Source organism: Thermodesulfobium acidiphilum, assembly GCF_003057965.1.
Lineage (GTDB): Bacteria > Thermodesulfobiota > Thermodesulfobiia > Thermodesulfobiales > Thermodesulfobiaceae > Thermodesulfobium > Thermodesulfobium acidiphilum.
This window is the reverse complement of the sequence record NZ_CP020921.1, coordinates 1,268,173-1,282,200: the sequence shown is the minus strand read 5'-3', so window position 1 is coordinate 1,282,200 and position 14,028 is coordinate 1,268,173. Positions and strand designations below refer to the sequence as shown.

At 33.1% G+C, this 14,028-nt stretch carries 14 protein-coding genes and 1 pseudogene; 6 read left to right on the top strand and 9 right to left on the bottom strand.

What is annotated here, in order from left to right:
* Window positions 1-5 precede the first annotated feature (5 nt).
* On the bottom strand, window positions 6-194 hold the full coding sequence (gene rpmB / locus TDSAC_RS06420; protein ID WP_108309426.1) for a 50S ribosomal protein L28: 189 nt from the start codon (window positions 192-194) through the stop codon (window positions 6-8).
* A gap of 78 nt (window positions 195-272) precedes the next feature.
* On the opposite strand from rpmB, the gene yqeK reads away from it, so the two are divergent.
* Together yqeK and rsfS are read left to right on the top strand one after the other, a co-directional pair.
* Entirely contained in the window at window positions 273-872 is a 600-nt protein-coding gene (gene yqeK, locus TDSAC_RS06415; protein WP_108309425.1) for a bis(5'-nucleosyl)-tetraphosphatase (symmetrical) YqeK, read from the top strand.
* Entirely contained in the window at window positions 859-1,206 is a 348-nt protein-coding gene (gene rsfS, locus TDSAC_RS06410) for a ribosome silencing factor (RefSeq protein ID WP_108309424.1), read from the top strand. The genes yqeK and rsfS overlap by 14 nt, the downstream gene beginning before the upstream one ends.
* 9 nt (window positions 1,207-1,215) lie before the next feature.
* On the opposite strand, the gene ilvD is transcribed toward rsfS, so the two are convergent.
* Window positions 1,216-2,889, bottom strand: coding sequence for a dihydroxy-acid dehydratase (ilvD, locus tag TDSAC_RS06405; protein WP_108309423.1), 1,674 nt, complete (start codon window positions 2,887-2,889; stop codon window positions 1,216-1,218).
* 189 nt (window positions 2,890-3,078) lie between these two features.
* On the opposite strand from ilvD, the gene hrcA reads away from it, so the two are divergent.
* The 4 genes from hrcA to TDSAC_RS06385 are packed head-to-tail and all read left to right on the top strand — an operon-like array spanning window position 3,079 to window position 7,145.
* Window positions 3,079-4,128 (top strand): heat-inducible transcriptional repressor HrcA, encoded by a 1,050-nt coding sequence (hrcA, locus tag TDSAC_RS06400; protein WP_108309422.1) that lies wholly within the window; start codon window positions 3,079-3,081, stop codon window positions 4,126-4,128.
* Window positions 4,125-5,240, top strand: coding sequence for a DnaJ C-terminal domain-containing protein (locus TDSAC_RS06395; protein WP_108309421.1), 1,116 nt, complete (start codon window positions 4,125-4,127; stop codon window positions 5,238-5,240). Before hrcA ends, TDSAC_RS06395 begins: the two co-directional genes overlap by 4 nt.
* On the top strand, window positions 5,240-5,962 hold the full coding sequence (locus TDSAC_RS06390; RefSeq protein ID WP_108309420.1) for an RsmE family RNA methyltransferase: 723 nt from the start codon (window positions 5,240-5,242) through the stop codon (window positions 5,960-5,962). Before TDSAC_RS06395 ends, TDSAC_RS06390 begins: the two co-directional genes overlap by 1 nt.
* Window positions 5,949-7,145 (top strand): radical SAM protein, encoded by a 1,197-nt coding sequence (locus TDSAC_RS06385; RefSeq protein WP_108309419.1) that lies wholly within the window; start codon window positions 5,949-5,951, stop codon window positions 7,143-7,145. The genes TDSAC_RS06390 and TDSAC_RS06385 overlap by 14 nt, the downstream gene beginning before the upstream one ends.
* 8 nt (window positions 7,146-7,153) lie before the next feature.
* Here the strand turns inward: TDSAC_RS06385 and TDSAC_RS06380 are convergent, their stop codons facing one another.
* The 7 genes and pseudogenes from TDSAC_RS06380 to TDSAC_RS06350 all read right to left on the bottom strand — a co-directional run bounded on the left by TDSAC_RS06380 (window position 7,154) and on the right by TDSAC_RS06350 (window position 14,015).
* Window positions 7,154-7,669: a hypothetical protein gene (locus TDSAC_RS06380; protein WP_108309418.1), complete on the bottom strand. Its 516-nt coding sequence runs from the start codon at window positions 7,667-7,669 to the stop codon at window positions 7,154-7,156.
* Between the two features lie 18 nt (window positions 7,670-7,687).
* The gene (locus TDSAC_RS06375) at window positions 7,688-9,016 is read right to left on the bottom strand and encodes an SH3 domain-containing protein (protein ID WP_199919734.1); all 1,329 of its coding nucleotides are present in this window, start codon (window positions 9,014-9,016) and stop codon (window positions 7,688-7,690) included.
* Entirely contained in the window at window positions 8,922-10,658 is a 1,737-nt protein-coding gene (locus tag TDSAC_RS06370) for a diguanylate cyclase domain-containing protein (protein WP_108309416.1), read from the bottom strand. The genes TDSAC_RS06375 and TDSAC_RS06370 overlap by 95 nt, the downstream gene beginning before the upstream one ends.
* Complete coding sequence (locus tag TDSAC_RS06365) at window positions 10,642-11,811, bottom strand: iron-containing alcohol dehydrogenase (RefSeq protein ID WP_108309415.1); 1,170 nt, start codon at window positions 11,809-11,811, stop codon at window positions 10,642-10,644. The genes TDSAC_RS06370 and TDSAC_RS06365 overlap by 17 nt, the downstream gene beginning before the upstream one ends.
* A gap of 343 nt (window positions 11,812-12,154) precedes the next feature.
* A pseudogene (locus tag TDSAC_RS09280) lies at window positions 12,155-12,472 on the bottom strand (transposase); the annotation flags it as partial.
* A gap of 24 nt (window positions 12,473-12,496) precedes the next feature.
* Entirely contained in the window at window positions 12,497-12,697 is a 201-nt protein-coding gene (locus TDSAC_RS06355) for a transposase (RefSeq protein WP_108309414.1), read from the bottom strand.
* A gap of 151 nt (window positions 12,698-12,848) precedes the next feature.
* The gene (locus TDSAC_RS06350; RefSeq protein WP_340641189.1) at window positions 12,849-14,015 is read right to left on the bottom strand and encodes an MFS transporter; all 1,167 of its coding nucleotides are present in this window, start codon (window positions 14,013-14,015) and stop codon (window positions 12,849-12,851) included.
* Between the last annotated feature and the right edge of the window lie 13 nt (window positions 14,016-14,028).

Genomic DNA, 14,028 nt, shown 5'->3' with positions numbered 1-14,028 from the left:
CCCCTTTATGCGCGTGAAACTTTGTTTGACTTTATACAGCGTGTGCAAACGTAAACATTTTTTATACTTCCTTCAAGATTTACTTTTATTTTCTGAAGGTTTGGCAAAAAACGGCGGCGTGTCTTCCTGTTGGAGTGGCTAACATTATTGCCTGTTGAAGGACCCTTGCCACATATTGCACAAAATTTTGACATTGTTTCGCCTCCTTTGTATATACAAAATATGTATAATATTAACAGATAAAATAAATTTTGAAAAGGTAGGGAAGTTTTTTGGTAGATAAAGTTTTAGAGTTTGTAAAGGATAGACTTGGAAATACATACAGGTTTCGCCATACAATAGCTGTTGCGGAAGAAGCAAAATCTATTGCATCTATTATGGGAGTAGATGTTGATAGAACATATATAGCTGCTTTAATGCATGACACTGCAAGACCGTTGTCTTCTGAAGATATGTTAAGTGAAGCAAAAAAATATAAAATAAATATCTCTACTTTAGACAAAAAAAGACCAATTTTGCTTCATGGTCAGATAGCTGCGAATTGGCTAATTGATAAGCTGGGCATATTTGATTGGGAGATATATGAATCAATTTGTTTACACACAACTGGGGCAGTGAATATGGGCAAAATGGCAGCAACACTCTTTATGGCAGATAAGATTGCCATTACGGAAGGATCACACATAGATGATAGCGTGCTTAATGTACGAAAATTATTGCCTGCTGAAATTGAAAAAGTTTTTTTGTGGTGTTTTACTTATAGCTTTAAATATTTAATGGATAATTACCAAGAGCTTCACCCGGTATCAATTGAAGCCTGGAACTATTACTGCAAAAAAGAGAATTTGGAGGTACTGTTTGGAAAAAGATAATTCTAGATCGCTTGCTCTTGAGATTATTAACTGTATTAAAGAAAAACAAGGGGAAGACATTACAATGCTTTCCATAGGCGAAAAGTCTATAATATGTGATTATTTTATTATTGCCTCAGGTAATTCACCTATACAGGTAAAGGCTATTGCTGATAAAATAATGGAAAGATGTAAAGAACTAGGAAAGAACCTTTTTAAGATTTCTGGCTATAACGAGGGATTGTGGGTAATAATAGATTTGCTGGACATTGTAATCCATATTTTCTCCCCAATGGAAAGAATTTACTATAATTTGGAAGACTTTTGGAAGGGCGTTAGTATAGAAAAATTTTAAATAACAAATTTAATTGTCTTTAAGTACTGCTCCTGTACTTGCTGAGGTGACTAGTTTAGCATATCTTGCAAGATAACCTGATTTTACTTTGGGTGCTTTTGGTGACCATTTTTTCTTTCTATTTTCAAATGTTTCAGGGTCAATTTTAAGCTCAATTTTTTTTGCAGGAATATCGATTTCTATGATATCTCCTTCTTCTACTAGACCAATGGGGCCACCTTCTGCAGCTTCTGGAGAAATATGTCCTATAACTGCACCGCGCGAACCTCCGGAAAATCTGCCGTCAGTTAAAAGAGCTACTTCCTTTCCTAGTCCCATTCCAACAACTGCTGAAGTGGGGCTTAACATTTCTCTCATACCTGGGCCACCCTTAGGGCCTTCATATCTAATAACTATTATGTCTTTGGGTTTTATTCGACCCTCTAAAATGGCTTTCATAGCTTCTTCTTCTGATTCAAATACTCTTGCTGGGCCTGTGTGAACTAGCATTTCTTTATCTACTGCAGATTGTTTTACTACAGCGCCATCAGGTGCTAGATTTCCTCTTAAAATTGCTATACCACCGCTATTAGAATATGGATCGTCAATAGGTCTTATCACATCTCTTCTTTTAACTTTTTTATCTTTTATAAGATCTCCAATTGTTTGACCTGAAACAGTTAAGTTGTTTAAGTTTATAAGGTTTTTCTTTGATAGTTCATTCATTACTGCACTTATTCCGCCTGCTTCATTCAAATCTTGAATATGATGTTTCCCCGCCGGGCTTATTTTACAAAGGTTTGGGGTTCTTGAAGATATAAGGTCAAATATTTCAAGTGGGAGATCTATTCCTGCTTCGTGTGCTATTGCTGGCAGGTGTAGCACTGTGTTTGTTGAACCGCCTACAGCCATATCAACTGCAATTGCATTTTCAAAAGCCTGAGGTATAAGTATGTCTCTTGGACATATGTTTTTGTTAACTAACTCTACAGCTTTCATCCCAGCATATGTTGCAAGTCTCTTCCTTTCTCCTTCAAAGGCAGCTGGTATTGTACCATTGCCTGGGAGAGCCATTCCCAACGCTTCTGAAAGACAATTCATTGTGTTTGCTGTAAACATTCCTGAACAAGATCCGCAACCTGGGCATGCACACATTTCAAGTTCTTCAAGGGTCTTATCATCATATTTACCTCGTGTTTTGTGCCCTACTCCCTCAAAAACAGTAATCAGATCAACATCAGTTTGCTGAAATCTTCCAGCGAGCATTGGGCCACCAGAGACTATAATTGATGGAATATTTAGTCTAGCAGCTGCCATAAGCATGCCAGGAACAATCTTATCACAATTGGTAAGCAAAACGAGACCATCAAACATATGTGCTTGTGTCATAGTTTCAATTGAATCAGCTACCAATTCTCTTGAAGCAAGAGGATATTTCATACCTTCATGACCCATTGCAATACCATCACAAATTCCTATAACAGGAAACTCAATGGGCACGCCCCCTGCCTGATTAACTCCCTTTTTAATGTAATTTGCAAGAGTTCTAAGATGAATGTGACCAGGAATTATTTCATTGAATGCATTTACTACTCCTATCAATGGTTTTGACATATCTTCTTTTGTGTAGCCCATTGCATAAAAAAGAGATCTATGAGGTGCTCTTTCAATTCCCTTTGTAACCATATCACTTCTTCTTGCCATTTTCTTTCTCCCTTCATTTCAATTAGATTTCATATAAAATATACTAATAAATAAAAATATTTCTTAGATTTAAAATTACCAAAAGCTTGGTATTCAGATAAAAAACTAGTCATAAACTGTCAAAAACTAATTGTATTATAATATATTATAAAATAGTATAAAAATATATGAGAAAGAGGATTAAGTAAAATGAAGGGAAAATTCTCTGATGACTATCTTTCTTCAAGAAAGAAAAAGGTTTTGTGGGCTGTTGTTGAAAGCTATACTCAGACAGCCGAACCTGTTGCGTCGAGGACTGTTTGGAAGAGATTTGATTTAGGAGTTAGTCCTGCCACTATAAGAAACGATATGGCAGATCTTGAAGAAGAAGGATTTTTAAATCAGCCTCACGTTTCAGCAGGTAGGATTCCTTCTTGTATTGGATATAGATATTATGTTGATTCTTTGATGGAATGGCCTAAGCCAAATCTAAACCAGTATGAAGAATTTGATGAGGAATTTGATGAAGATGATCCTGTAAGTGAATTTTTGAAAAAGATGGCTAAGCAACTTTCGAGCAAAACCCTTGGGATTGCTATAATTTCTCATCCACTTCTGTTGGAACTCTATGTTAAAGATTTTCACCTGTCATATGTAAAAAAAGGTTTTTGTATTGTATTTTTGCTTCTTGAAGGAGGAATTAGTGTTACATATCCTCTAAACATAGATATTTCAAGTGAAGAAGATGCTCTTGTACTTAATTCTCTTATAAAGAGCAAAGTGATGGGAAAAAACAGAAATGAAATTAATTCTGAATTAGAGGCAGTATTTGATCCTGTTTTTAATCTTTCTTCGCAAGCAAAACAAATCTTGACAAGTGTTATAGAAAACTTATGGAATGCAACAGATAAAAAAGCTTATATTTATTATAGTATGAAGATGTTTAACCTACCAGATTTTTCTGAGAAAGAGAAATTCGATATACTTGTTGCCCTTTTAGAGGAAGAAGATAGAATTGTGCAGAAGCTTTTTGAGGATCCTTGGGAAAAAAGAGAAATAAAGATAGTAATTGGAGAGGAGAATGAGGATCCGAAATTCTGGGAGTTTACCTTCTTTAAGGTTCCATATTATTACGCTAATAAGGTTGTAGGTTTTATAGGGCTTATTTCTCCTACTCGTGTGAGATACCCGTATGTAGTAGAATTACTTGATATTTATACTCATAAAATTTCCAACGGCTTGAGGAGGTTGTTTGATTGAGGACAAATAATAAAGATCTTTATTCAGTACTTGGAGTATCTCGCGATGCTTCATTTGAAGAGATTAAAGCTTCATATAGAAGACTTGCTAAAGAACTCCATCCTGATGTGAATAAAGACGATCCTGATTGTGCTGAAAAGTTTAAAGAACTTACTCAAGCCTATGAGATTTTATCTGATCCAGAAAAAAGAGCAAGATATGATAGATTTGGCACAGAAAAGGAAATGGCCGATCCATTTGGCGGCATGTCTGATATATTTGAAACATTTTTTGGTGACTTTTTTGGAGTTAGTCAGGAAAGAACCAGACGAACTGTTAGTTTCAGGGGCGAAGATAGGGAGATTGTAGTAGGCCTGACTTACTTTGAAGCAATAAATGGTGCTCCAGATAAAATTATTGAGTACGATAGATACGAGAGATGTGAGAAATGCGAAGGAAAGGGCTCTCTCAGTGGGAGGAAAACTGTTTGTAAGGTGTGTCAGGGTACAGGGCAGGTAACTTCTTCAAGAAGGACAATATTAGGGAACGTTTATCAGACCTATAGTTGTCCGGAGTGTAATGGAAAGGGGTTTGTAATAGAAGATCCTTGTCCTCATTGTAGAGGTACTGGAAGAGTTATCACAAAGACAAAGATATCTATAAGTATTCCACCATTTACTGAAGAGAAAAAGATATTTAAAGTGAAATCAGGGGGAAATGCTGGGTCATATGGTGAAGATTATGGAGATTTATATGTAAAGATTAAGTATATAAACAATGAAAGATTTATTAGAGATGGATATGATCTTATATATCCCGTAAATATAAGTTTTCCACAGGCCGTTCTTGGTACAAAAATAGAATATTACACTCCTGATTCAGAAGAAGGTTTTAGTGAATATGATATCCCACCAGGTGTGCAGCCGTATGCGGAGTTTAAGATAAAGGGAAAGGGGCTCCCTAAGCATGGTGGAAGATCTAGGGGAGATTTGATTATAAGGACCATCATAAAGACTCCTACCGATCTTACTGATGAGGAACGAGAACTTTACGTTAAACTCGCCAAGATCAGGGGAGAATATTCAGAAAAAGATAGTTTATTTAAAAAAATTAAGAAAAAAATTAAGAAGTAGTGTCTGAACCACGACTTTATATAGGTAAGAATAGAATAACCGATCCTTTAGCGGGTCTTTCAATAGAATTAGAAAAAGATGAAAGACATTATCTTTTTAAGGTGTTACGACTAAAAGATGATGATGAAGTTATGATACTTGATGGAGTGGGAAATATTTTTAAATCCAGGGTAAAGGGAAACCATATAATTCTTGGTGAAAGGTTAGATGCAAAAGAACCTAAGTTAGATCTTACATTATTTCAATTTCTTCCAAAGGGAGATAAGTTGAGTGATATAGTTCGTATGTGTACTGAACTTGGAGTTAAGAAGTTTGTTCTAATATATGGTGAAAGAAATTATTACGGAGAAGTATCTCCAAACAAAATTAAAAGGTGGCAAAGGATCGCAAAAGAAGCAGCTGAACTTGCAGGAAGAGGAGTTGTTCCAGAAATTTTAGGTCCGTATAAACTTTTTAGGTTGCCAGATGAACTCTTTAAAGGTCAGATTGTGGTTTTTTGGGAAAATTCAAATCAGTCAATTAAAGATTTATTTAAATCAGCTATTTCTGGAAATTTATCTCTTTTTATTGGAGCCGAAGGAGGTATATCTTTAAATGAAATAGAATTTCTCAAATCTAAAGGGGCTTATGTTTTATCTTTAGGTGAGAGAATTTTGAGGGTTCAGACAGCAAGTGTAGTTTCTTGTAGTATAATGTTTTATTTGTCAAATGATATTAAATAAAAAGGTATTTTCTCTTGCACTAGGTTGTAAAGTTAGTCAGGCTGATCTTGCAAAATTTAAAGAAATATTTTTTCCTGGCTGTATAGAAGAATTGTCGGCTAGTTTGTCAGACGTTATTATTTTGAGTAGCTGTGCAGTAACAGAGAAGGCACAAAAAGAATCTATCAGAATGTTAAAGAAGTTTAGTAAGTTAAACAAACAAACCTATTTTTTAGGTTGTGCTGTTACAGCATATGGGGACTTAAAAAAATTATTTCCCCAGGTAATTTTTTTCAATAACAAAGAGTTAGAAGAGTTATTGACTAGTAGAGTTGTAAATTCGAATTATCGCGGTAGAAAGAGGTATATTCTTAAAGTTGGGGATGGTTGCTGCAGAGAGTGTACTTACTGTATAATAAGGTTTTTGCGCGGTCCATTAAAATCAAGGCCATTTGAGGATATTAAAAAAGAAATACTTTTGTTACACAACGTAGATGAAATAGTTTTGAGTGCAATTGAGTTAGCTTTATGGGGGTATGATCTTGGACTTGATATAGTTTGGTTATTGAAGGAAATAGTTACTTTACTTGATGGCAATGATATAAAAATAAGACTTGGGTCTATTTATCCAGCATTACTTTTAAATAAAGAATTTATAAATTTTATGATTAGCTCAAATAAAATTCAGCCTCATTTGCATCTATCTCTTCAAAGTGCAAGCCCTAAGGTTTTGAGATCTATGAAAAGGTTTGCAAATGTAGATAAGATTTTGGATAAAATTTTTCAGATTAAAGAGAAAAGAAATGATTTTCTTGTTTCTGCAGACATTATCGTAGGCTATCCTACTGAGAGTGATAAGGATTTTCAGATGACAATTGACTTTCTTGATAGACTCCCTCTTGTAAGAGTTCACTCTTTTCCATTTTCGTCAAGAAAAGGGACTGTGGCCTCTCAGTTTAAACCACTAGACAAAAAAATTATTATAGAAAGACAAAAAATGATAACTGAAAGGTTTTCTCAATCAAGAATTTTGAAAAAGTTTATTGATAAAGAAATACCCTCTCCCTTATGGGAGAGAGGAGATGAGAAGTATGTTTATGGGCACAGTTCAAACTATATACCTGTTAAGGCTAATAAAAACAAATTAAATATAACTCTTTTAAAAGGCAAATCTTTAGACAAAAATTATTTAGTTGTTGGATAAAAGCATTTCTATTTTGAAGGAAAACCCGGAATTATAATAGGCAATACCTTTCGCATTATTTCAGCTGATGCCTCTTTCATAGCACCTTCAAAAGGGTTGTTTGTTCTAATAATTGGAGTGGTTGATTTGCTTTCTCCGTATACGGAATCTGTAACTATTATCTTTTCACCTTTCATAAGGACAACTTTTGCCTTTATGAATGACTTTTCTGCTGAAATTCCAAAGCTAAATTGTGGAACCTTTTTGACATCGGTTACTGTTATTATTAAATGGATATTGCTATTGGGATTTATGCCTACGCTATGGTCATTGAGGTCTGATTTTATAATGTCGTAAAACTTAGAAAGATCTTCATCCCCTACTTTTCTTTCGGTTATTTTTCCTGTACCCTTTGGCACGTAAATAGAAGAATCGGCTTGGACGTCTAAATTTACCAGTTGAAAATAGGTTTTATTTGTTTCGTCTGCTTGTACAGGTGCAGCAAACATGAATAATAAAGCAATTATAAAAATTAGAAATTTCATATTTATCACCTCGTTAATTTATGGTATTTCAATTGCAGTAGTAAGAGATTCTAAAAAACTTTTAGAATCTGATCTTCTTGCATTAATTATATCAGTAACTGCAACTTTGTAATCTCTTACGAGAATACCGTTCTGGTAATATGCTGTAATGTCATTTATCACATATGGTGAATTATCGATAAACCCAAGGTACAACATGACGTGATCTTTCATAAAAAGAAGAGAAATAGGCTTTAGGTTTTTTATAAGTTGTAGTCGTTCATCATAATCTAGATTTTTGAAAGAAAACCTTGTTCCAGGCAACATTTCCTGAGCATCTGCATTTCTTGGAAAGGTAAAGCCAAATGTTTTGAAGATGTCTTGAATAAAGGAAGAACAATCGTGGAAGCCATTTTCTCCTCCCCAACCATAAGGTTCATTTAACATTTTGAAAGCCTGGATAATAACATTTTTTCTTGTATAAGGAAGAAATTTATAAACTACATCAGAAGTAGAGATACTTCCTGTAGTAAACTTAATCATACCAAAACTATCTTTTATTGGAACTATAACTCTTAAAAAACCATTTATTGGCTCCTTTTCTTTTATTATAAATTTTGTTCCCATATTTATATCCTGAAATTCTCCTGTATCAAACATTAACCTGGACTTAGAAGAAATGGTTGTAATAAAATTAGATTTTAGAGATTTAATATATTTTATAAATTCTTCTTTGTTATGAAAAAAGGCAATATCTTTTTTTAATGTCCATCCATTATAGTCTCTTCCTTGAATAAAAGCCCACTTTCCGCTCTTATCTTCAGTTATTACTAGTACTGGTTCATTTATTTCAAAGGTTGTTTCTTGAAACTGATCAAATCTACTATCATTAGGAGAATAACTAGCTCTTTCTAAAGTCGGAAAAGTTCTTATATTTACTCTTTTTAACGTAATTGCATATTTTATAATGTTTTGGTCCTTTACGACAATTTTGTTATCAAAATTCTGGTGTTCATAATAGATAGAATCTATATAAAGAGGAAAATAGTAATTGTTTTGAAATATAAGTTTTTCTAATTCTTCCTTTGAAAGGGTACTTTTAAAAGAACTAAGTGATACTGTATTATTTATTTTTTTATTAAAATTATTTATTTCTTCCTGTGACATAAGTAAGTTATTGCTTAATCCAGACATATATAATTCTAAATCAAAATTTGCCAGGCATGTCCTATCAACTTGAAGCATTAAAAATAAAAAAATAGATAGAAAGAGCCTACAGAATATTTTCACAATAGAATATGAACTTATTGCCTCCTGAATTTTTGGCACTATACATGGCAGTATCAGCATTGGTAAGAAGCTCTTCATAATTTTTTGCATCATAAGGGTACACACTAATTCCTATGCTAATGCCAAGTTTAAAAGAATTGTTATTTACTATAAATGGATTTTCAAATAACTTAAGTATTCTTTTTGCAAGAGGTCTTATTTCATTTTTATCCTTAAGATCTGGCACCAGGATAGCAAATTCATCTCCACCCATTCTTGCTAAAATATCAGTTTCTCTTATTGTTTCTTGAAGTTTTGCGCTTACGTGTTGTAGAAGGCTATCTCCAATTTTGTGGCCAAGGGTATCGTTTACATCTTTAAACCTATCTAGGTCTAAGAACATTACTCCTAAAAAGGTTCTATTTCTCTTTGATCTCGAAATTTCATATTGGACTCTATCTGAGAAGAGCGTTCTATTAGAAAGTCCTGTTAGATGATCATGGAAAGCAAGATAGTTGAGTTTGTTTTCCATTAACTTTTTTTCAGTGACGTTTTTTGCAATTAAAAGCACCATATCCTGATCGCCTATATGACATCTTTTTATATCTATTTCAACAAAAATATTTTGAGAGTTTTTACTAATAAATTCTGCCGGAATTGAGTTCTCGAATTCTCCTAGAATTAACTTTTCTAAGAGAGTGTTCTTTTCTTTTCCTGGTGCTAAGATATCTTTAATGGTAAAGTTAAGTATCTCCTCCTTTTTCATGTTTAAAAAAGCGCAGGCTGTATCGTTAATTTCTATAAATTTTTCGAATCTTCCTTTTGTCGGGATAGGGAATAACAGAACTGCCTCGTTTATACTGTTAAAAAGAATTCTAAAGCGTCTTTCTTTCTCTTCTAAATTTTTATAAACTTTTGAAACTTCCGATATATCTCTTAAACTTACTATGTATTTTGTATTGTCGTATTTAGTTCTAGATATGCTTGCACTTACAATTATTGAAATATTTTTCTTATTTTTTATACTAAAGCTAATGTGTTTGTCATTGTTGACATTAGAAAGAGCTGATATTACTAAATTAAGGTCTTTGTTTTCTACAAGTTCGTAGAAACTGTGACCTATAATTTCGTAATTTTGGTAACCAAGGATTTTAGACGCAGATGGAGTTACGGATAATATTTTGAAATCTTCTGAGAGCTCAATTATTATATCAGATATGTTTTCAAGAATTTTAGTGTAGTGGAGTTCTATTGCTTTCATCTCAGCTTCTTTGGCAAGTTTTTCACTTATATCCCTTGCAATAATTATGTAGTACCACTGGGCAGAAAACCTCTTTGACGTTATTATGATTTCTACGGGTATTTTTTTGCCATCATTACATATAAATTCTGTTACAAGCGATTTTGTAAAGTCTTTTGAAACAATGTACCCGAATAATTCAGGATACTCATCTTCTTTAATGTTTATAAATTCGAGGATTGACATCTTTTCTAATTCTTTCACGCTATATCCTAATCTTTTTATAGCGCAAAGGTTTGCGTCAATTAGTTTTTTTGTTTGAGAATTTATAAGCAAGATCATATCTGTAGAACTATCAAGAAGAGTCCTGAAACGCTCAAGATATTGAATCTTTTCTCTTAACTCGCCATAATAAGTTTTTTTTGAAGAGTTTTCTCCTAAACCTATTAGTTGTCGTCTTATACTTTCTACAAATGATGGTTCCTTAGATGTTTCTTGCAATGAACTCTTTCACCTCTTCAAAAGTAGGCATAACTGGATTTGTAAGCATGCAAGGATCGTTTACTGCATGTTTTGCAATTATATCTATTTCACTCTCTTTTATCTGTAAATCTTTTAGTGTAATATTAAATCCGATTTTGTTCTTTAAATTCATAATACTCTCAATTAATATTTTTTTTCTATCTATTTCATTTAAATCTTCCAAAACATAACCTAAGCTTTCGCTAATTTTGTCGTATCTGTATGCTGCATATACATAATTGAAATCTATAACGCTGTCTAATAGTATTGCATTACATGTGCCATGTCTAATATCTTTATACCCGCCCATACTGTGTGCTATAGCATGAACCATACCAAGACTGGCATTCGAGAAAGCCATTCCTGCCATAAGACTTGCGAGCATTAGATCTTCTAAGTAATTAATATTTTTTGGATCTTTGGCCACTTTTGGAAGGGTTTCGAAAATAAGCCTTATGGCTTTTAAGGCAAACATATCGGTAATGGGAGATGAACCCAGGGATACATAAGATTCAAATGCGTGCGTCAATGCATCAAGGGATGTGGCGATCAAAAGTTCCTTTGGTAGTGTGGTAAGTGTTTTTGGATCTATTATTGAGATATCAGGAAGTAGCGACTTACTTACTATTGCCATTTTGTATCTTTCATCGGTGTTCGTAATAATTGCAAATTGGGACACATCAGCTGAACTGCCGCAAGTGGTCGGTACACAAATTATAGGAGGCATTGGATGTACAATCTTATCTATTCCTTCGTAGTCTCTTATTGATCCTGGATTTGCACACATAATACCACCTGCCTTTGCTGCATCTATTACGCTGCCTCCGCCTATAGCAATAATAGAATCACAATTGCAGTTTATTATAACTTTTGAAATTTCCTCTACTTCATAGTCCTTTGGATTTTCTGAAACTTTGTCATATATAGAGTACCTTATATCAATACCTTCTAACTGTTTAAAAATATTTTTAGCCCAGCTTGCACTTAGCAGTCCTGAGTCAGTAACTACCATAGGATGGGTGAGCGAGAAGTTTTTAATATATCTTTTTACGTAATCTATAGAATCAATTCCAAATATGAATTCGGGAGCAGCGAACTTTGAAATCTTGTACATTGACTCATTTTTGCTCAAAATGTTCTCCCCTACAATGTAATGTTTATATTAAAAATACGTAATAAGCATTATATAACTAATATAAACATTTTTCCACCGGATCAAGTACAATTTTTTCTGTAAATTCATCCTCTGACAAAATCAATTACAGTTAACCTTGTTTTAAAATTATAAATCTCATTTACTCAATGTCAATGTAAGTTCTTTTTTTAACCTTAAGGTATTTTTACATATAGTGTACCTCACATTTTTTTAGATATATCTTACACTGCCATGAAATTTAACAACTAAAATTAATTTATTAATTAGGTCATGCGATTTAAGGTCTTAATTGTTGTATTTAAAAGTCTTATAGCTGTTTCTAAATCAGGAGCTTCAAAAATAGTCTTAAATAGCTGTTTAAACTCTTTTGTAGATGCTTAGGACATGCACTTAATATGTTACGGATAAAGTGAGCCTGACACCTTTGCCAGGTTGATCCTTGAAAGTATATTGCTGCTGCTTTTACAAGTTCACCATGTTGATCTGATATTACAAAATCTACACCCTTTAATCCTCTTTCCTTTAGATGTCTGAAAAAATCTGACCAGCTTTGTTTTGACTCACTGTTTTCAATTTCTATTCCAAGTATTTCCCTATATCCCTTGGCATTTATCCCTGTTGCAATTAATGCGCTGCATGATCTTACTTTAAAATCTTCTTATTACCATCTTGTTTTATAACCATTTCTGTATGCCTTTCTATCCTCTGTATGCTCATAGAGTTCAGCATTAACTTGCTCTGTTCTTTGCTGTTCAAGAATCTGGTTTAATATTTGTTCTAATAACATTTTTATGCCTTTGTCATTACTTGAAAAAAGGTAGTGCAAAATTTCCTTATCTAAGGTAATATTATATTTGGTCATCGTCCACCTCCGATAGTTTTGGTTTAGCTAACCCTATACTCTATTAGAGGATGATGACCTTTTATATTTCTTTATTGATAATCATTTTCCTTTTACAGGAAATTATGTACGTTACTCCACCGTATTATATATTGTTAACTTTTATATTATTCTATACTTCAAATTTTTTGAAAAACATATAAAAACATACAAGATAGAATGTTTGAAATGCTGCGCCTACAATAAATGGAGTGATATAGTCTTTGTGCGCAAAAAATATTCCAGTTATGAATGGTCCAATAGATAAAGACAATATTTGTGAAAAGTTGTTTATGCTCAATGCCAGAGTGGCCTTATTTCTAGTGATACTAGTGACAAGAGCTTGTCTAGCTCCTATATTTCCTCTATTCAAAAAAGATCTTAATATATAAAAAAATGCTGCTAATAATGAGCTTGGAGAATAGATCATCAATACCAAGGATATAAGTCCTCCAAACCTCATAAAGATAACGGTTTTAGCTGCACCAATTTTTTTTACAACGTATATAGATATGATACTTGAAAGGGATGTCATAAAAAGTGAAATTGTAAATATTATTCCTAGATCAAATGCATTGCTGTTAAACTTGAGTTTAAACCAATATGGCAGAAGAGGCATTATGAAACCCAGAGAGATACCATTGAGTAAATTCAAAGCAAATAACAATAGTAAGTTTTTATTTTCTCTTTTATTAATATTTTTATCAATATTTTTCATCCTTTCTGAGTTTTTATCTATGTTATTGCTTTGAGTTATTGAGTTGTTTTTTACTTTAGCGATAAGGTAAAAGCAAATTATATTCCAGAATATTATGGTAAGAAAGATAGATCTAAATGCAAGATCTAAGGTAACAAATTTTGATAGAAATTCAGGAATAGTTGCGATCATTGTTCCTATGCTCATACCACAAAATATTAAAGAGTTATTCAGACTAAAAATTGCTGATTTTTTGCTATATTTTATCAGGTCATTTAGCCAGGAGACCTCTATTACTGCAAATGGACCAGAGCCACCCATACCACTCCTGCCAAATCCTCCGATTATAGCAACGCCCCCAAGAAGTAGGTTGTTTGAGGTAAGAAGTGCAATTGTTGCACAAAGTATGAGAATTATCTGAAATCCTAAGATGAATTTTTTTTTATCATATTTTCCTGCAGTCAATCCGAAGATAAAGGATAGTATACCATTTATAAACAGGCTGGCGCTAAAGAGAGCACCTATAGATATAGCGTTCCAGCCTATATGATGTAGATATAAAGGAAAATCAATTAAAAGTGTTCCCTGACCAATACTTCTTATTGCCCTTGCGTAA